Origin of the sequence: Providencia sp., from assembly GCF_052096715.1 — a bacterium.
Taxonomy (GTDB): Bacteria; Pseudomonadota; Gammaproteobacteria; order Enterobacterales; family Enterobacteriaceae; genus Providencia.
The window spans coordinates 56039-74901 of sequence record NZ_JBQDNB010000005.1 but is presented as its reverse complement, the minus strand read 5'-3'; the positions used below and the strand labels follow the sequence as shown (position 1 = coordinate 74901).

Annotated in this window: 15 protein-coding genes; 8 read left to right on the top strand and 7 right to left on the bottom strand. The window is 38.9% G+C overall.

The window, feature by feature from the left end:
* Window positions 1–24: 24 nt before the first annotated feature.
* The 6 genes from ACTH6U_RS06000 to ACTH6U_RS05975 form a co-directional block, all read right to left on the bottom strand.
* Window positions 25–549: a fimbrial protein gene (locus tag ACTH6U_RS06000; protein WP_294107122.1), complete on the bottom strand. Its 525-nt coding sequence runs from the start codon at window positions 547–549 to the stop codon at window positions 25–27.
* Window positions 550–1178: 629 nt separating this feature from the next.
* Window positions 1179–2651 carry a nitrogen regulation protein NR(I) gene (gene glnG / locus ACTH6U_RS05995; RefSeq protein WP_441831811.1) on the bottom strand — a complete coding sequence of 491 codons (1473 nt, stop codon included), beginning with the start codon at window positions 2649–2651 and terminating at the stop codon, window positions 1179–1181.
* A gap of 10 nt (window positions 2652–2661) precedes the next feature.
* On the bottom strand, window positions 2662–3711 hold the full coding sequence (gene glnL / locus ACTH6U_RS05990) for a nitrogen regulation protein NR(II) (RefSeq protein ID WP_441830025.1): 1050 nt from the start codon (window positions 3709–3711) through the stop codon (window positions 2662–2664).
* A 180-nt stretch (window positions 3712–3891) separates the two neighbouring features.
* A complete protein-coding gene (gene glnA / locus ACTH6U_RS05985; RefSeq protein WP_294107125.1) occupies window positions 3892–5301 on the bottom strand; it encodes a glutamate--ammonia ligase in 1410 nt (469 codons plus the stop codon).
* 385 nt (window positions 5302–5686) lie between these two features.
* Entirely contained in the window at window positions 5687–6262 is a 576-nt protein-coding gene (locus ACTH6U_RS05980; RefSeq protein WP_294107126.1) for an HdeD family acid-resistance protein, read from the bottom strand.
* Window positions 6263–6526: 264 nt separating this feature from the next.
* Window positions 6527–7306 (bottom strand): PadR family transcriptional regulator, encoded by a 780-nt coding sequence (locus tag ACTH6U_RS05975; RefSeq protein WP_441831810.1) that lies wholly within the window; start codon window positions 7304–7306, stop codon window positions 6527–6529.
* Between the two features lie 431 nt (window positions 7307–7737).
* On the opposite strand from ACTH6U_RS05975, the gene typA reads away from it, so the two are divergent.
* The 8 genes from typA (at window position 7738) to fabY (ending at window position 16851) form a co-directional block, all read left to right on the top strand.
* Window positions 7738–9558, top strand: a complete 1821-nt coding sequence (gene typA / locus ACTH6U_RS05970) for a ribosome-dependent GTPase TypA (protein WP_441831809.1) — start codon at window positions 7738–7740, stop codon at window positions 9556–9558.
* Window positions 9559–9908: 350 nt separating this feature from the next.
* Window positions 9909–10370 carry a helix-turn-helix domain-containing protein gene (locus ACTH6U_RS05965; protein ID WP_441830027.1) on the top strand — a complete coding sequence of 154 codons (462 nt, stop codon included), beginning with the start codon at window positions 9909–9911 and terminating at the stop codon, window positions 10368–10370.
* Between the two features lie 188 nt (window positions 10371–10558).
* A complete protein-coding gene (locus ACTH6U_RS05960; RefSeq protein ID WP_441830028.1) occupies window positions 10559–11299 on the top strand; it encodes a MurR/RpiR family transcriptional regulator in 741 nt (246 codons plus the stop codon).
* A 240-nt stretch (window positions 11300–11539) separates the two neighbouring features.
* On the top strand, window positions 11540–13096 hold the full coding sequence (locus ACTH6U_RS05955; protein WP_294107131.1) for a PTS transporter subunit EIIC: 1557 nt from the start codon (window positions 11540–11542) through the stop codon (window positions 13094–13096).
* 14 nt (window positions 13097–13110) lie between these two features.
* Entirely contained in the window at window positions 13111–14481 is a 1371-nt protein-coding gene (locus ACTH6U_RS05950; RefSeq protein ID WP_441831867.1) for a class-II fumarase/aspartase family protein, read from the top strand.
* A gap of 307 nt (window positions 14482–14788) precedes the next feature.
* Window positions 14789–15403, top strand: coding sequence for a glucose-1-phosphatase (gene yihX / locus ACTH6U_RS05945; protein ID WP_294107132.1), 615 nt, complete (start codon window positions 14789–14791; stop codon window positions 15401–15403).
* A gap of 63 nt (window positions 15404–15466) precedes the next feature.
* Window positions 15467–15904: a D-aminoacyl-tRNA deacylase gene (gene dtd, locus ACTH6U_RS05940; protein WP_336430726.1), complete on the top strand. Its 438-nt coding sequence runs from the start codon at window positions 15467–15469 to the stop codon at window positions 15902–15904.
* Window positions 15905–15927: 23 nt separating this feature from the next.
* A complete protein-coding gene (gene fabY, locus ACTH6U_RS05935) occupies window positions 15928–16851 on the top strand; it encodes a fatty acid biosynthesis protein FabY (RefSeq protein ID WP_441831808.1) in 924 nt (307 codons plus the stop codon).
* 146 nt (window positions 16852–16997) lie between these two features.
* Here fabY and ACTH6U_RS05930 read toward each other — a convergent pair whose 3' ends face one another.
* Window positions 16998–18788, bottom strand: a complete 1791-nt coding sequence (locus ACTH6U_RS05930) for an AsmA family protein (RefSeq protein WP_441831807.1) — start codon at window positions 18786–18788, stop codon at window positions 16998–17000.
* Window positions 18789–18863 lie beyond the last annotated feature (75 nt).

Here is an 18863-nt window from a genome sequence, read left to right as displayed (position 1 = left end):
TTCCATTTAAACCTTATGAATTATTTAGTTATAATTAATTGTAAATGTTGCAGAACCATTAGCAGGACCAACAGTGACTGCATCTGTCTTAGCAATATAACGCGCTCTGAAATCTAAATTATTTTCTACATTTTCTTTGAGTGGATAAGTCTTAGACGCTGTAAATAATGGTACGACAGTATTTACGTCATCAGTAATCTGGATCCCTACACCTGTAGCTGCACCAGTATCCTGTTTTATTTTAATGACAGAGTCATCACCTAAATAAGAGTCAGCATCAAATTTCACTGATGCTGCTGTAACGGTACTTGGGCAATTAATTAATTTAATTGTGAATTTAGTTGCCGCAGCAGTACTTCCCGCAGTTGGTAGTGCTTTTTTGGATACTTTACCTAAGTTAACTTTTAAAGCATCTGAGCCTGCTGCTAATTCACAAGCTTGATCTGTGATTTCCCCTGTAAAGTCGATAGTACCATCCGCTGCAAATACATTACTAACAGCAAAAATAGATGTTGCAGCAATTAATGATGCAAGTAAGTTCTTTTTCATTCAATTCTCTCCAAAAAGGTTTTTATTTAATTATATTGAGTTGTGCGAATAATCACTTACTCAACTGGAGTGTATTTTGAGTCTATTTTTATAAATAAACAAGTCAGGAGGAAATTGGTTTAATATAAGAGAATTAAATTTAATAATTACATTATAATTTTATTAAACACATTATGAGTTAAAATTAAGTAGGAGTTAGATGATAATTTATATTTTGGTTTTTCGGGGCGGTAATTGTTTAAGTTAAATAACGATAATAAACTATTAATAATTGTAGGGTGATTTTAAGTGTTTATTTATCTCGTATATGGTGATTGTTTGAAATTTAAATTCACATGTTGTTTCTTTATTTTATAGTACATATCGAATATGTATATTCTTTTTTTGTCATTATAGCGTAGAAATAGTGTGAACATTGTTAAACTCATTATTTTAGCGTTTTATGTTCTAATCTATTTATGAAGAATTTAATGTTTTTTTGTTTTTGGCTCTATCAATATCTAGTCTTAATTTTAATAATTTAGTTGTTTTCTTTAGCCATTGATTAGCCTTAGATCTTATTTCGATGATATAAATAAGAGATTGGTGGTTATATTCACCAATCTAATTATCATTTATCGACGAGAAAATTACTCTATACCTAACTCTTTTAATTTACGTGTTAACGTATTCCGACCCCAACCCAATAAACGTGCGGCTTCTTGTTTATGACCATTGGTGTATTTGAGCGCGCAATTTAGCATCGTGTGCTCCAATAAAGGAAGAGCTTGAGCGAGTAAATCTTCTTTGCCTTCAATTAACGCATTATCTGTCCATTGGGCTAATTGCTCAAACCAAGCCCCGTCATTACTAAGCGTTCGTGATAAGGCGGGTTGTGTTTGTACTAAGTGTTGAGTCTGATTGTCAGATTTATGCGCTTTAGGATGTGATTCATCAGATAAATCATCCGGTAAATCTTGGGGTAAAATCTCTTGGCTTGCCGCCATCACTGTTAACCAGCGGCAAACATTTTCTAATTGGCGAACGTTACCTGACCAATAATAGCGTTGAAGAATTTTTTCACTATCAGGATGGAGTACTTTACTTTCAACACCCAATTCTTTTGCGGTATTTTGCAAAAAAAAGTGAGCAAGACGCGGAATATCTTCAAGACGCTCTCGTAATGGAGGTAATTGCACCCGAATAACATTTAATCGATGAAAAAGGTCTTCGCGAAATAAACCTTCTTTGACACGTTTTTCTAAATCTTGGTGAGTGGCGGCAATAATACGGACATCTACTTTGACCGGAGTATAACCGCCAATACGGTAAAACTGTCCTTCAGCGAGCACTCGGAGCAATCGGGTTTGAACATCAAGGGGCATATCACCAATTTCATCTAAAAATAAAGAGCCCCGATTGGCTTGTTCAAAGCGCCCCTGTCTAACTTGTGTCGCACCAGTAAAAGCGCCTTTTTCATGACCAAAAAGTTCTGACTCAATTAAGTCTTTGGGAATTGCGGCCATATTGAGTGCAATAAACGGTTCGTTCACTCGTGGGCTGTGTTGGTGTAGCGCATGAGCCACTAATTCTTTACCAGTTCCCGATTCACCATTAATAAGCACACTAATTGATGAGCGAGATAAACGACCGATAATACGATATACCTCCTGCATAGCAGGGGCTTCACCTATCATGGTGGAAGAGACAATCGGTGCTTTTTGTTTAGTATCTCGATTGGTATGATTTTGCTCGCGGCTATGATTTAACGCACGTTCCACTAAGGCGACGGTTTCATCAATATCAAACGGTTTGGGTAGATAATCAAATGCCCCTGATTGATAAGCACTGACCGCAGCATCAAGGTCAGAGTGTGCCGTCATAATTATAATCGGTAGCAGGGGATGAGATTGCTTTAGTTGATTGAGTAGTTCTAGACCATCAGTACCTGGCATGCGAATATCAGATAGCAACACATCAGGGAGGTCAGTTTCTAATGCGGTAAGTACGGCATTGGCGCTATCAAAGCAGGTACAATCAAAATCAGCGCTACTTAACGCACGCTCTAATACCCAGCGAATAGAACTGTCGTCATCAACGACCCAAATTTTTCCCTGTTGCATGGGTTATCCCCTATTTTTTGATTGGTAGATAAATAGAAAACTCGGTGTGTCCCGGCCAACTGGTAAACTCAATTTTGCCCAAGTGTTGGTCAACTAAACTGCGTGCGATAGAGAGTCCTAAACCTGTGCCATCTGGTCGCCCACTGACCATGGGATAAAATAAGGTATCTTGAATAGATAACGGAATACCGGAGCCGTTATCTTCAATATCAATACGTGCGGCTAATCGATAACGCTCACCCTGCAACATTACTTGAAATGCGGTGCGAGTACGCAAAGTGATGGTTCCCCCTGTTTTCTCAAGTGCTTGTAATGCATTACGAGTGATATTTAACAGCACTTGCTCAATTTGGTCAGGGTAGTGTTCTAGGTCGGGTAAACTCGGGTCATAGTCACGAATTAGCGTCACATCATCCGGTTTTTCTAAAGCGACTAAACGTGTCACATTTTCAACAATGTGGTGAATACTTTGCTGAGTTTTCGGACCTGGATATTGTGGGCCAAGTAGTCTATCGACTAATGCTCTTAAGCGGTCGGCCTGCTCGATAATGACTTGAGTGTATTCGTTAAGTTTAGGGTCTGGTAGCGCTTTAGATAATAGTTGAGCGGCGCCGCGTAATCCCCCAAGTGGATTTTTTATTTCATGGGCAAGACCACGGATAAGTTCTCGAGCGGCAAGCTGTTGCACATTTTGGGCAACTTCTTGGCTAAGGCGTCGTTGGCTATCGAGTAGTGACAGTTCAACTAAAATGAATTGTTCAGAAAAAGGTTGTGCACTGAGAGACATCACATGGGAGTGGTTATTAAATACCAATGTGATTTCATTTTCAGTAAAGCTATGGCCTTCTTTTAAGCTATTTAGCATCAGTTCATCATTCAATGAACAGTAGCTGAATAATAGCGGAAAGGGGGTACCATAAAGTTTGCGCTGGCTCTGGGTTAAGATCTGTAATGCGGCATGATTGGCATAGTGAATAACCAAATCATAATCCAGTATCAGCACACTATTAAGCAGTGAATCGAGAATATGTTCCGGCGCGGGCAAATGTTCGGTTTTCATACGGTTCTACTCCTGCACTAATCTGCACTATTTTGGTGCATTATACCTGATTTGCTGAGTAACACCGCAATTTAACGTCGATAATTTAGTTTTGTTACCGTTATTATTTAGAGAGAAAAGGCCCCATCATAGATGGGGCAAGTGCTTCACGGCAACAAAGACTAGCAGTGGAACGGCGTGTTACACACTGTAGTACATTTCAAATTCGAGTGGGTGTGGCGTCATGCGAACACGTTGGATGTCGCTACGCAGTAATTCAATATAGCCATCGATAGCATCGTCGGTAAATACACCACCACGAGTTAAGAACTCACGGTTTTTATCCAATTCAGCCAGTGCTTCCTCTAATGAACCTGCCACTGTTGGGATTTCTTTTGCTTCTTCCGGTGGTAAGTCATACAGGTTTTTGTCCATCGCATCGCCTGGGTGGATCTTATTGATGATGCCATCAAGGCCGGCCATTAACTGTGCTGCGAACGCTAAATATGGGTTAGCCGCAGGGTCTGGGAAACGAACTTCAATACGACGTGCTTTAGTGCTGGCAACCACTGGAATACGAATAGATGCTGAGCGGTTGCGGGCAGAGTATGCCAGCATGACAGGTGCTTCAAAGCCTGGGACTAAACGTTTATATGAGTTAGTCGTTGGGTTAGTGAATGCGTTTAATGCGCGCGCATGCTTGATGATGCCACCAATATAGTACAGCGCCATTTCAGATAAACCGCCGTATTTGTCCCCTGCGAATAGGTTAACACCATCTTTAGATAGGGACATATGGCAGTGCATACCAGAACCGTTGTCGCCAACTAATGGTTTTGGCATAAAGGTTGCCGTTTTACCAAAGGCGTGTGCAACGTTGTGCACGACATATTTATAAACTTGGGTTTCATCCGCTTTTTTCGTCATTGTATTAAAGCGGGTTGCGATTTCATTTTGGCCTGCTGTTGCAACTTCATGGTGATGAGCTTCAACTACCAAGCCCAAATCTTCCATAGTAGTACACATTGCAGAGCGTAGGTCTTGTGATGAATCTACTGGAGGAACTGGGAAATACCCACCTTTTACTGAAGGACGATGGCCTTTGTTGCCGCCTTCGTATTTAGTTCCTGTATTCCATGCACCTTCGATATCATCGATGTGGTAGTAGCTGCTATGCATGCTGTTACCAAAGCGAATATCATCAAAGACGAAAAACTCTGGTTCTGGTCCGAATAGAACAACATCAGCGATACCGCTAGAACGTAGGAAATCTTCAGCACGTTTTGAAATTGAACGCGGGTCACGGCCGTAGCCTTGCATGGTGCCTGGCTCTAAAATATCACAACGAATAATTAAGGTGATATCAGCAAAGAATGGGTCGATCATTGCCGTTGACGGATCTGGCATCAATACCATGTCAGATTCATTGATTCCTTTCCAACCACCGAATGATGAGCCATCAAACATTTGGCCTTCTTCAAAGAAGTCTTCGTCAACTTGATGAGCAGGGATAGTGATGTGTTGCTCTTTACCTTTAGTGTCGGTAAAACGCAAATCAATAAATCTTACATTGTGCTCTTCAATTAACGATAAAATATGTTCAGCGGACATTCTCGGCTCTCCTGGTCGGGTCTAATCAACAAATGACAATATTGGGTTGATGTATTTGTTGGTTGTCTGGCTTTGCAGTGTCAGTTTTTATTACTCTGCAATTCTGCAATTAATATAAGCGAAAATCGTGCCAACTTTATAAAGTATAATAAATACTGATCGTTAGGCTGAAATAATAAGTATTAGCGTTGGTAAAGGTGAACGATTGCACAGTATTGGTGCGATCAATCTCAGGGGTGCACCAAAATGGTGAAAAAAAGCCAACTATATTGAATTGAGTGTCATGAAGTGGTAGTGAAAAGATTAAATATGGGCGCTTTTGAAAGTGAATAAGCGAATAAAAAAATAAAAGGATGCGACTAACAATAGCATCCTTTTTTGAATATTAAGATTGGTTCTTTTTGAGAATGCTCAACAGCGTAAATAAGCTAAAAGCACTGAATAACATTTCAATACCAATTAAGGTCGTTAATAAGGTGATTGATGTTAGCGGGCCATTGCCAATTAACAGGAATGCAATCACGAAGTCTAAGATACCGATGAGAATTTGTACCCAGCCACTGGATGTCTTAATTTGTTGAAATCCAACATATAATCTGACCACACCACCAATAATAAACAGGACAGAAACAAAAATGGCAAGTAGAACTAAACTTTGAATCGGGTCTTTAATAAAAGAATAGCCCAAAGTACAGTAAGCCACCCCAATGACGAAACTGAATATTTTCGACCAGCCTGAATATAAGCTAGAACTGAAAGTGCTGACGAGGATCGCTAAGCCACTCATAATAAATAAAATACCAAGAATAGCGCTCACGGCAATACCTGAGATCATTGGATTGATCAGGCAAAAAATACCGCCAACAAAAAGCAATACAGCAAGTACGATCAGTAAATTCCGTTGTTTTTTGAGTTCTTCTGAGGCGAGTTTTGACATTTGCTCGCGATTAATATTTAGCATGGTGCACCTCCTAAATGAAAGAATATCAATAAAATATACACCATAAATGATATTCGTTCGATTTTTTCAAACAGAATTTGGATTAAGTAACTTCTAAAAGGAATGCAATTTTATATTTAGTAGATTGAAATTGAAGTATAAAAGAAGGTTTTTTAAGTAATAGAGATGTCGGAACAGAGGATGAGCAAAAATAAGAACAGCTCTGTGCTGATGATTGAGCACAGAGCTGAAGTTTTACAGAAGTAGAGAATGGTGACGGTTTGACTATTCGTCGTCATTGTCAGTGAGTAATGTATTTACTTCTTCAATTTGTTTAACTGCATCATTGATGATCGTTGCAATTTGACGAGTTTGTTCTTCATTTAACTGTTTTAAAACCATTTTATGGCGCAGTAGTGCTTTGAAGCGGCTAACTGCCATTTCAATGTCTTCAGTTAAATTGACGCCTTGTTGCATATCGCGAGCTTTTGCTAATTTTCGCGTAATCATTGTTTCTATATCTTTATTTTGCGCTAGGTGTTCAGCACCTTCCGCAGTTAGGGTGAAACTTTTACGATTACGTTCAACAATTTGCGATTCAAGAAAGCCTTGTTCTTCTAGCAGTGTCAGTGTTGGATAGATAACACCTGGGCTTGGCACATAAAGGCCATTCGAAGCTTCTTGAATGTCTTTAATGATTTCATAGCCATAGCTTGGTTTTTTTGCTACTAACGAAAGCACCATGATATGGAGATCGCCATGGTCAAATAAACGACGCAAGCCTTTACCTCTACCGCGGCGGCCTTCGCCGTGACCACGACCATGACGACCTTCACCATGACAGCCTTCGCCGTGACCACGACCATGACGACCTTCACCATGACAGCCTTCGTCGTGACCGCGACCATGACGGCCTTCACCGTGACCGCGACCATGATGACCTTCACCATGACAACCTTCGCCGTGTTCGTGACGGTTTTCGCTGTGGCAGCAGCCAGCGCCATGACCGTGATGGTTTTCATCATGATGTGAATAATATACATGACGACAAGAATGAATTAGCATATAGTATTTCCTTATTATATTTTCGATATATCTAAAAAGATATTGTGGTATTACTATATTTAGATATATCGAAAGTGTCAATTTAGATATATCTAAATATAGAAGAAAGACATTAAAAACGGTGATAATGAAAGAAAGTTTATTTTTTATTCTTTTTTTTGGCTGCTAATATCTAGTTTTTAGCGTATTATTCTACCACTTTGTGATTTCTCAGTGCTGATATGAGCTATTTTCTAAAATATTCTGGCATTATTATGCAACTGGATGTTTTTTCATTAAAAACTTTTTTTACAGTGATGAGTTTCACATTTATTCCACTTGTGTGGAAAAACGTGTAAAATAACAGCAAATTAACGTAGAAAGTATGCTTTGAGCTATAATAACGACTCAAAAGGCATATTCCTTTTCTGTCAATTAAACGGTAAAAATCCTTGTCAATTCAAAACTTAAGAAACATCGCCATCATCGCTCACGTTGACCATGGCAAGACAACACTGGTTGGTAAATTACTGCAACAATCGGGCACCTTCGGTGAACGTGAAACAGTTGATGAGCGTGTTATGGACTCCAATGACTTGGAGAAAGAGCGCGGTATTACAATCCTTGCGAAAAATACTGCTATTCAATGGAATGGCTACCACATCAACATCGTAGACACCCCAGGCCACGCCGATTTCGGTGGTGAAGTTGAACGTGTTATGTCCATGGTTGACTGCGTTCTACTCGTTGTTGATGCAACTGACGGCCCAATGCCGCAAACTCGCTTTGTAACACAAAAAGCTTTTGATAATGGCCTAAAACCAATTGTTGTTATCAATAAAGTTGACCGCCCAGGTGCACGTCCTGATTGGGTTGTTGACCAAGTATTCGACTTATTCGTTAACTTAGGTGCAACGGATGAGCAGCTTGATTTCCCTGTTGTTTATGCATCAGCTCTGATGGGTATTGCAGGTCTTGAGCATACTGAAATGGCTGAAGACATGACCCCACTATACGAAGCTATCGTGAAGTATGTTGAGCCACCAAGTGTTGATCTGGAAGGTCCTTTCCAGATGCAAGTTTCACAGCTAGATTACAACAGCTACTTAGGTGTTATTGGTATTGGCCGTATTAAACGCGGTGTTGTAAAACCTAATCAGCAAGTCACTGTTATCGATAGCGAAGGTAAAACACGTAATGGTAAAATCGGTAAAGTTCTGACTCACTTAGGTCTAGAGCGTATCGATTCCCAACAAGCAGAAGCTGGCGATATCGTTGCTCTGACTGGTTTGGGTGAATTGAACATTTCTGACACTATCTGTAATGCAGGTAATGTTGAAGCGCTGCCTGCTCTGGCCGTTGATGAGCCAACAGTTAGCATGTTCTATTGCGTCAATACTTCACCATTCTGTGGTCGTGAAGGTAAATATGTGACTTCACGTCAGATTCTTGATCGTCTGAACAAAGAATTAGTTCACAACGTGGCACTGCGTGTTGAAGAAACTCAAGATCCAGATGCATTCCGTGTTTCTGGTCGTGGTGAGCTTCACTTATCTGTTCTGATTGAAAACATGCGTCGTGAAGGCTTCGAGTTAGCTGTTTCGCGTCCAAAAGTTATCATTCGTGAAATCGATGGTCGTAAGCAAGAGCCATTCGAACAAGTGACTTTAGACGTTGAAGAGCAACATCAAGGCGATACCATGAAAGCGTTAGGTGAGCGTAAAGGCGACCTACGTGACATGATGCCAGATGGTAAAGGCCGTGTACGTCTTGATTACGTTATTCCTAGCCGTGGTTTGATTGGCTTCCGTACTGAATTCATGACAATGACTTCAGGTACAGGTTTACTGTATTCAACATTCAGCCATTATGATGATGTTCGCCCAGGCGAAATCGGCGGCCGTCAAAACGGTGTTCTGATTTCTAATGGTCAGGGCAAAGCAGTTGCTTACGCTCTATACAGCCTGCAAGATCGCGGTAAATTATTCTTAGGTCACGGTGCGGAAGTTTATGAAGGCCAAATCATCGGTATTCACTCTCGTTCAAATGACCTGACAGTTAACTGCTTAACCGGTAAAAAACTGACTAACATGCGTGCGTCAGGTACTGATGAAGCAACAACACTGTCACCACCAATTAAAATGACACTAGAACAAGCGCTTGAGTTTATCGATGATGATGAACTAGTTGAAGTGACTCCACAGTCAATTCGCCTGCGTAAGCGTCATTTGACTGAGAATGATCGTCGTCGTTCAGGTCGCAGCAAAGACTAATTTTAGTCATTAGACATACGAAAAGGCACTTCAATATGAAGTGCCTTTTTTACGTCTATCGTTAAATTAATTGCTGCTAGGCTTCTATCATCAACGATGATAGTTTTATTCAATTAACATTAATAGCGAGCCCAATCAATAAGGTACTGCTACAAAGTTAGAGAGCGGTTATTTCGTATTCATTGCTGTAATAATGATAGCAATCAGAGATATAAATGAGCTTATTTTTACTAATTATATTATTGTCATGATGGTGTCGTCGTTAAGTCGTATTCCTGTCGTCACGATTACATAGCTGATTGATGTATTAATTTAAGCAATGACTCAATTAACTCTAAGGTGCTATTGCTATGAATAATAAAGTTAAAATATTGAGATTACAAAGAGCATGGTCTCAAGATCAATTAGCTCAATTGTCATCACTTAGTATAAGAACTATCCAGCGAATCGAAAATGGTGAAACGCCTAGTTTAGAGACGCTTAGTGCTCTTGCCTCAGTTTTTAATGTTAGTGTGTCTGAACTCTCATCAGAAGTCTTGATTGAAAGTTCAGAGCTAGATAATCGAATTACCCTAGCCAAAAAACGGGTAGAGGATGAAGCCAAATTATTTAAAAATATAATTATTGCGATTATAGTCTGTAGTGTAATTTTGATTGTTAATTTTCTTTTCACTCCTCATCGAAATTGGCCGATTTGGCTGATTAGCATTTGGGGGGGAATTTTAGTGATAAAAGCGCTTAAATTGTTCTTTCTTGATGAAATGGTGAATCGATGGAAAGCAAAGCGATTGAGAAAGATAAGTAATCGTTGAAATATGGCCGAATGCATATTTCCACTTAATTACTCATGTAACTCACAGAATGCTATTTCAAGTCCTATTTAAATACACTATTTAACGTATAATCAATGAATTGACGGTTTATATGTCTTTTATCTTGTTGACGATGTTCTACCCCTAGCTTTTGATGGGATTGTGATACTCAATTTATTAGGTGAGATATGTTGGATTTTTTGAAAAATTACGATGCTTTAACGAGTAGCGAAAAAAAGGTACTGAAGTATCTCACCGATAATATTGCTGATATTCCTTACTTAAATATCAATGAATTAGTCGCTAAGACTTTTGTCTCAAAAACGGTGATCATTAATTTATCTCAAAAATTAGGATTTAGTGGATTTAAAGAGCTTAAGTTCCAAATTAGTAATCATATTTTAACGGAAAATAAAAAAGATAAAATTAATTCATCCTCTTATAAAAAACAATTAGAAAAGAATATTACTAAAAGTTTTACCTTGATTAATGAAGAGCAGATCCATGATTGCGCTAAGCTTTTGCGCAACTCTAGAAATATCTTTATTGTTACAAGGGGAACCAGTAAAGCGGTTGGCTATTATCTTGAGCACTTGCTGTTTGCGCTGGGGTTACACTGTTTTTTCATTAATGATTACAATTTGTCTGACACCTTCACTCGTTTAGTCAATAAGGACGATACAGTGATATTTATCTCTCTCTCAGGGGGAACCAAAAAAATTATTGAAACTGCAAAAATTGTACAATTAAAAGAAGCGAATATCATTAGTATGACTGCTTTTCATACCAATGAATTAACGACCTACGCGAATAATACTCTATTTTGTTTTTCAGATAATTACGATACGAAAAAAGATGATACAAAATCAAGGATAGGCTTTTTTATTTTAGCGGATTTACTGATAAACGAATTAGAAAACTTAATTTAAATTTTATAACAAATAATTAGATTATAGTTGTGGCACTCTTTTATATTAATAAGCCATTAAATAAGAAGTCAGCGCTGATAAATAAAAAATAGTTAAAAATCAATCAAATACCCTCCAAAATGACATAGGTCATAATTAATGACCTGAGATAACATTTAAAACCGCAACAGCATTTATTTCACTGAACTCCCAGTGCTAGTATCCCTATAGTTTCTACATTCTAAGTCATAAGGAAAAAATATGGCCAGAAGAAAGTTTAGTGATTCAATTCAGCGCTTTGGGAGGACTTTGCTTCTTCCAATTGGCGTTTTAGCTCCAATCGGTATGATTCTAGGGATCAGTGGTGCTTTAGTTCAAACATATATGATTGCTCGATTTCCTTTCCTTGGAAATGAAACCGTTAATGCATTATTAGTCAGTATTCGTGCTATTGCAGGTGTTATTTTTGACAATATTCCACTCCTTTTTGCGATGGGTGTTGCCTATGGTATGAGCCAAAGAGATAAAGGAATCGCAGTTTTTGCCTCCGTTGTCGGGTACTTAACCTTGATAATTACCATTAATATTTGGTTAGTGCTCAATGGTAAGCTCGCTGATGTTGCCATTATGACGCAAGTGGGGCAGATCAAGGTTTTAGGTATACAAACCATGAATATTAGCGCCGCAGGAGGGATTATTACCGGCCTAATTGCATCTTGGGCAACGGATAAATTCTATAATCTCGAACTGCCCACTGCGTTTGCTTTCTTTTCAGGGAAAAAATCAGTCTCAATCATCATGATTGGACTCATGATTGCGGTTGGCGCGTTTCTACCGTTTATTTGGGAAGTATTAGTTCTTGGTTTAATGAAATTATCAGCGGTGATCCTGAGTCCTGTGGGACCATTCTTTACTGCAGCGGGTGAACGACTGTTTATTCCATTCGGTTTGCACCATGTTTGGAATGTGCTGTTTAGATTTACTGAAGCGGGTGGTTCTTACGTTATTGATGGGCAAACCTTTGTTGGTGTTGTGCCTGCGATGACTGAAGTGTTATTTAAACAAGGGCCAAATAGTGAATATTGGGCAATGATGCCAAGCTTAACGCGCTTTATGGCTCAACAACAAATGTTGGTGACTTTATTCTTATTCCCTGCAATTGCTCTTGCAATATATAAGACATCAAGGAAAGAGAATCGCGTTGAAGTTAAATCGATGCTAGTTACGATGGTATTAACGGCAATGTTAGGTAACGTCACTGAACCGTTAGAATTTACCTTCGTCTTTATTGCACCACTCTTATATTTAATCTACGCGGTTATTGTCGGCATTGGTGCAGTTCTGCTCTCTTTAGCTGGTGTTGCTATTGGCTATATTCGAGGAACAATTTTTGATTTCACCATCTTCGGTTTGCTCTATGAGAATACTAACTGGATTTTCTTAGTCATTATTGGAACGAGTTTGGCTGTTATCACGTACTTTATTTTCTGCTGGGCGATTGTCAAATTTGATATTAAAACGCCAGGAAGAGAAGAGTCGAGTAATCTTAAAAATACATTAATCAAAGAAAAGCGTTATGGCGAAATTGCAGATCTTCTTATTAAAGCGTTAGGTGGCAAAGACAATATTCGTAATGTTGATAACTGTATTACCCGACTACGTATTGATATTTCAGAGGTCAATGTAATTGATAAAGAGTTGATGTTGGAGTCAGGATGTACAGCATTTTTCTTTCCTGCGGCAAACCATATTCATGTTGTATATGGACCGAAAGTAGAATTTGTGCGAAATGCTGTTGATGAAGCGATGAAGAAATAGAGAAGGGATACATGATGAGAGCGTTATATGATTCTAAAAGTAAAACAATTGATGATCGCGGCATAAAAGCGCTGCTATCCAATGAAGCCAAATATTCAACTTGGTTAATGTTTGAATCAATGCTAGCTCAAGCTCAAGCTGAGCAAGGTTTTATTCCACAATCAGCAGCTGATGAAATTAAGCAAAAAGCAAAAATTGAGAATATTGATTTTGAAGAAATGAACCGTATTTATCAAAAAATCGGTCATGGTTTTGTGCCTTTTTTAAAGGTTTTAGTGAACGCATGTTCAGAAGAGAGTGGTAAATACATTCATTACGGGATTACTACTCAAAACATACAACAAAGTTCACAGCTGTATATGATGAAAACAGTGCATCATAAGTTTATGTTGCTTTTAAGTGAGATTATCGAAAATTTATCAAACTTAGCATCAAAAACCAAAACAATGGTAATGGCGGGGAGAACCCATGGGCGTCATGCGATCCCAATTACTTATGGATACAAAGTCTCCGTGTGGATAAGTGATTTTATCGATTGTTACCAAAGAATGAAAGAGTGTGAAAAGCGTGTATTTACTATCATGATGGGCGGTGCAGTTGGGGCGTTTAACTCGATGCCCGGTGTCGGTATTGCCGTTCAAAAAAGAGTCGCTGAACTTACAGGTATGGAAGCTATGGAGGTTCCATCAAGGAATCTTAGCACCCATAAATTAGAATATATTTCTAATTTAGCGTTGATGGCGAATATTTGTCATAAAATTGGTGAAGAAGTTTACAGTACAACATTAGAAGAAATTGCGGAAGTCTCTGAAGGATTTACTAAAGGTACCGTCGGTAGTAGCACGATGCCACATAAAATTAATCCTAAATTAGCTAAAGGTATTATCGCAAATTCTCAAAAATTGTATTCGTTGCCTAGCGTCGGAATGTACTCTGCGGTCAGACCTTATGAAGGTGATAGTAGCTCATACATGCTATTTGATGGGCTACTTGAAGAGGCGCTCGAACTGACAACAGAAATTTTACTGAGAACTGAAGAACTTTCTAGAACTATCGTGCCTCATGAGGAAAGGATGCTACATAACGTATTAAGAAACAAGGGATTAGATAATACTGAATACGTTATGATGAAAATGGCAGAAAAATTAGGTAAAGATAAAGCACACTCTTTATTGTATGACGAAGCGATTAAAACCGCCGCAGATGGAGAGGATTTTTATACTAACTTAATCAGAAATGAGGTTATTACTGCCGCGTTTAGTTGTGATGAAATTAAGGAAATGCTTGATCCTCGCGCTTACATTGGTTTGTCTGCTGAAATAGCAGAAAAAGAATCAAAACGTGGACTTGCTATCGTTCAAGAAATCAAGCAACAGTATAAATAAGCCGTAACTAGCTTAGGTTAAAAGCTAACTAATGCGTTATTTGTTGGCATTAAGTGGTTGCCTTACATTGAAAAAGTGATGTGGTGTAAGGCAATTTACCGATATTTATAATTCTCAATTATCCCTTGTTGTTTATTAGCTCATCACTATTATCCGTTTTTCCTCTCTCACTGTTTATAATTTATCCTAAATGTGGATAGCTCAATTGATAAATTAACAAAATAACGCGAATAATCACTAATTAGGGCTGTTCAGCTGTACGAATAATGATTAAAGTAAATTTAGTTAATAATGAAGAGGAAAACTTATGCTGTATATCTTCGATATGGGTAATGTGATTATTGATATCGACTTTAATCGTGTTTTTGATAAATGGGCTGAACTCAGCGATACCCCGAGTGAAGAAATCAGATCACGATTTACGTTTGGGAATATCTTTCAATTACATGAGTGTGGAAAAATTTCAGATATAGAGTTTGCTGAGCTACTTTGTGAAGAAATCGGGATCACTCTGAGCTTCGAAGACTTTGCCGAAGGTTGGCACTCGATTTTTATTTCGTTAAGACAAGAAGTTATCGACATTATGGAACGCCTGCGTGAGCAAGGACATCGAGTTGTCGTCTTATCGAATACCAATCGCCTGCATTTAGACTATTGGCCGCAGCATTATCCTGAAATTGCCGCTTCCTCTGATTTCCTCTATTTATCTCAAGATTTGGGAATGCGTAAACCTGACCCTGAAATTTTTAAATATGTGCTGCAATCGGAGGAGTTCGATGCCTCTGAGGCTATCTTCTTTGATGACATAGAAGAAAATGTGAAGGCCGCGCAATCCCTTGGTATTAAAGGCGTACATGTCTTAAATAAGGACACTATTCCTGAATATTTCCGCACTTACGACTTTAGTGCAGAAGTTGAATAATATACTGATTTATCACAGTGGAGTAGCTTAGTCAGTTACTCCCTCTTTTTGTACAGAGTTATCATGATTGCATTGATTCAGAGAGTCACTCACGCGAGTGTTATTGTCGATGAGAAAATTATTGGCCAAATTGGTTCAGGATTACTGGTTTTACTTGGCGTTGAAAAAGATGATGATGAACAAAAAGCAAAACGCCTATGTGAAAAAGTGCTAGGTTATCGTATTTTTAGCGATGATCAGGGCAAAATGAACTTAAATGTTCAACAAGCTGGTGGAAGCTTATTGGTTGTTTCTCAATTTACATTAGCGGCAGATACCAACAAAGGGATGAGACCGAGTTTCTCTGGTGGTGCGGAGCCTGAGCGTGCTGAAGAACTTTATACGTATTTTGTACAACAAAGCCGCCAGTTAGGTATCGTCACTGAAACAGGGCAATTTGCCGCAGATATGCAAGTGAGCTTAACCAATGATGGCCCTGTGACTTTCTGGCTGCAAGTGTGATCCAAACTATTAAAGGGGAAACAATGTACCATCTGCGCACACCGAAAGATGATATTGAATTTGCAGCTTATTACCAATTCCGTTGGGAAATGTTGCGTAAACCCTTTAATCAGCCTCTTGGTTCTGAGAAAGATGGTTATGACCTGACTGCTCATCATCAAATGGTTGTTGATGATAAAAATCGAATTCTTGCTATTGGTCGTTTATATATCAATGCCGATAACGAAGGCGCAATACGCTTTTTGGCTGTGAACCCGGTTATGCAGGGAAAAGGGCTAGGTAAATTAATTATCATGGCGCTTGAATCTACGGCAAGACAAGAAGGTGTAAAACGGATTGTTTCTAGCGTAAGGGAAGAGGCGGTTTCATTTTTTAGTAAAAATGGGTTTGCAAATAGAGGAATTGTCGCGGGTGAGCTGAAAACACCTGTCCGTCATTACCTAATGATTAAGCCGATTGAAACGTTAGATCAAATTTTACATCGACCTGATTGGTGTGGTGAATTGCAGCAAGCTTGGTATAAATACATTCCATTGAGCGAAAAAATGGGTGTACGCATTGATCAATACACGGGCAAACGTTTTATTACCACAATGCCAGAAGCGGGCAATCAAAATCCGCATGAAACTATTTTTGCGGGTAGCCAGTTTTCCCTTGCGACACTTACCGGTTGGGGGCTAATTTGGTTATTAATGCAAGAACATCAGTTGGGGGGCGATATCGTTCTGGTGGATGCGAATATTCGCTATGCTAAACCAGTAAGTGGTAGGCCAACAGCAGTCGCTGATTTATCGAATCTTAGCGGTGATCTTGATCGTCTCGCAAGAGGTAGTAAAGCTCGCGTGAAACTCACCGTTGAGGTTAGCGGTGCGGAAAACCAAGTTGGGGCAGTATTTAGTGGTATTTATATGGTTTTTCCTGTTACCGAACCCAAACAAGATGCTTAACTTTGTATGATATAGTAATACAATACAAAAATAGCTAAATACGATTAAAAAAGCAGGTCAGCTAAATATGCGAGACCTGCTTTTTTATTGATTGGTAACCTACATCGCGATTAACTTATTATATAGTGGATTATTACGTAATGAATCTATTGTGCCACTAATGATGGTATTTGCAGCTCTGTAGGTAAAGGGCTCTGTGATGTCGATAATGCTTCTGGTTGTATCATCGAAGGCTCTGAGGTTTCAGATTCAACGGATGAAGTCACTTCACCTTTAATAACCGTGCGATACATGCGCTTACCTTGCAAAGGGATTGCCATAAGTTCACCATTTGTACTTTTAGCTAGTGAGGTCGCAAGTAAATCCCCTTGTAATGTGACATCAAAATCACCCAAAGTCTGAGGTGGGAAACCTTGCCATCCCCATTGATTTAAGTCAGCTAAATCAATGTTTGTTCCCGATGCACGCAGCAAAAATGGGATTTTTTTAGGTTCTTGTTTTACTAATAACCCAAGCTTGCTAATACCCTTATCGGTACTCACTGTTAAGCTGGCCGCCGCAGACGATTTTCCACTTTGACGGATTTCCATAAATGGGCGGCGTACCAGAACTTGGTTAATTGTGCCGCTATCTGCATTGAATGTCGCTTTACCGCTCCAAATTCCCCATTGTTTTTGTTTAATCAGATCAACGTTTTCAATGTTGGCACCGAGCGCTGTAAACTCAAATGGAAATTGCGGTTGGATATTCATTAGCAGTGATTGTGATAGTGTAAATTTTTTGATGGATATGCCAGAAAGCCAAGAGGGGGCTGGTTGTGCGAAAAACTCAAGCCAATTCTCTGGTAAGGTATATAAAATACCGGCTAATTTAGCATCAGCGATGGTGAGTATTTTATCATTACGTTGCCAAGTGCCACTTAGGTTAAATATCCCTTTGTTATAGTAGCCTGATAGTTTCTCAATATTGATATTATCAGTATCGATATTAAGCTCACCAATCAATGTATCTAGCTGCTGTTCTTTAATAACCAACTGATCCATATTGAAGCTAATCTTGCTTTTCGGGCTACTCCAGCTTCCTCTAACAAAACTAATTTGATCTATTTCAGTGCTGAGCCCTGCTAGCGCCCAATTTTTACCTTGAATATCGATATTTGTAAGTTCAAGATTTTTAATCTGTAGCGGATTATTACTATTGATAGCATCAAATAGGTTGTCAAAAGTGAGATCATTTTGCCAGCCCACTTTATTCATGACGAGACGATCAATATTGATTGAACCATCGGTGAAGGCTTTTCCTTCACCTGCAATATAGCCATTATTAAGGTAGCCGCTCGCTTGGCTGATTTCGGTGACCTTTTCCTGTAACTTTCCAGTGATTGCTACATTTCTAAACGCTAATTGATTAATGCTCATCTGGCTAGTCGTAAAACGAAAGTCACCGTAACCAAAAGGGTGGTTTATTGTTGGATGCCACGGGGTGATCCCTCCCGTGAAGCCAGATACTTGTATCGTTTTATTTGCTTGTTTTAATTGAAGCTGGCTATTTTCAAATTGCAGGATATCAGCGGATAATGGAATTTTTGTCGAATTTTCAGCACTAATTGCAGCAATTTCCCCTTGGGTAATTACTAAACGTCGAATTGCGGTGCCGTTAAAAATATTACGCCAATTGACATCAATGACGATTTGGCGGGCACTTAATGATAAATCTTTATTTTGCGATTCTAATTTAACATCTTGAAAAATAAATTCGCCCGCATTCGAAAACTCATGGCCCATGATACCGACCTCGATATCATAATCAGTAAATTTACTTAAAAATTGGCTTGCATAGGAGGCACCCCAGCGAGTTTGCAGCCCTATATAGGCGAAGACTATCACCAGTAAAAATAATAGAAGAGCGTATGCAATTAGCTTAGTTAACCATTTCATCATCTATACCTGTGATACTTCAAGTTGTCGGAGCGTTGGCTTTATTGGCTACTTATTACTTAAAGTAGCTATCCG

Coding starts and splice junctions, on each gene's coding strand:
- ACTH6U_RS05950 (WP_441831867.1), top strand. CDS start 13,111: ATGAGAGCGTTATATGATTCTAAAAGTAAAACAATTGATGATCGCGGC.
- fabY (WP_441831808.1), top strand. CDS start 15,928: ATGTACCATCTGCGCACACCGAAAGATGATATTGAATTTGCAGCTTAT.
- glnL (WP_441830025.1), bottom strand. CDS start 3,711: ATGAAAACCGAACATTTGCCCGCGCCGGAACATATTCTCGATTCACTG.
- ACTH6U_RS05965 (WP_441830027.1), top strand. CDS start 9,909: ATGAATAATAAAGTTAAAATATTGAGATTACAAAGAGCATGGTCTCAA.
- ACTH6U_RS05960 (WP_441830028.1), top strand. CDS start 10,559: ATGTTGGATTTTTTGAAAAATTACGATGCTTTAACGAGTAGCGAAAAA.
- glnA (WP_294107125.1), bottom strand. CDS start 5,301: ATGTCCGCTGAACATATTTTATCGTTAATTGAAGAGCACAATGTAAGA.
- yihX (WP_294107132.1), top strand. CDS start 14,789: ATGCTGTATATCTTCGATATGGGTAATGTGATTATTGATATCGACTTT.
- ACTH6U_RS05975 (WP_441831810.1), bottom strand. CDS start 7,306: ATGCTAATTCATTCTTGTCGTCATGTATATTATTCACATCATGATGAA.
- ACTH6U_RS05930 (WP_441831807.1), bottom strand. CDS start 18,788: ATGAAATGGTTAACTAAGCTAATTGCATACGCTCTTCTATTATTTTTA.
- ACTH6U_RS05980 (WP_294107126.1), bottom strand. CDS start 6,262: ATGCTAAATATTAATCGCGAGCAAATGTCAAAACTCGCCTCAGAAGAA.
- dtd (WP_336430726.1), top strand. CDS start 15,467: ATGATTGCATTGATTCAGAGAGTCACTCACGCGAGTGTTATTGTCGAT.
- glnG (WP_441831811.1), bottom strand. CDS start 2,651: ATGCAACAGGGAAAAATTTGGGTCGTTGATGACGACAGTTCTATTCGC.
- ACTH6U_RS05955 (WP_294107131.1), top strand. CDS start 11,540: ATGGCCAGAAGAAAGTTTAGTGATTCAATTCAGCGCTTTGGGAGGACT.
- ACTH6U_RS06000 (WP_294107122.1), bottom strand. CDS start 549: ATGAAAAAGAACTTACTTGCATCATTAATTGCTGCAACATCTATTTTT.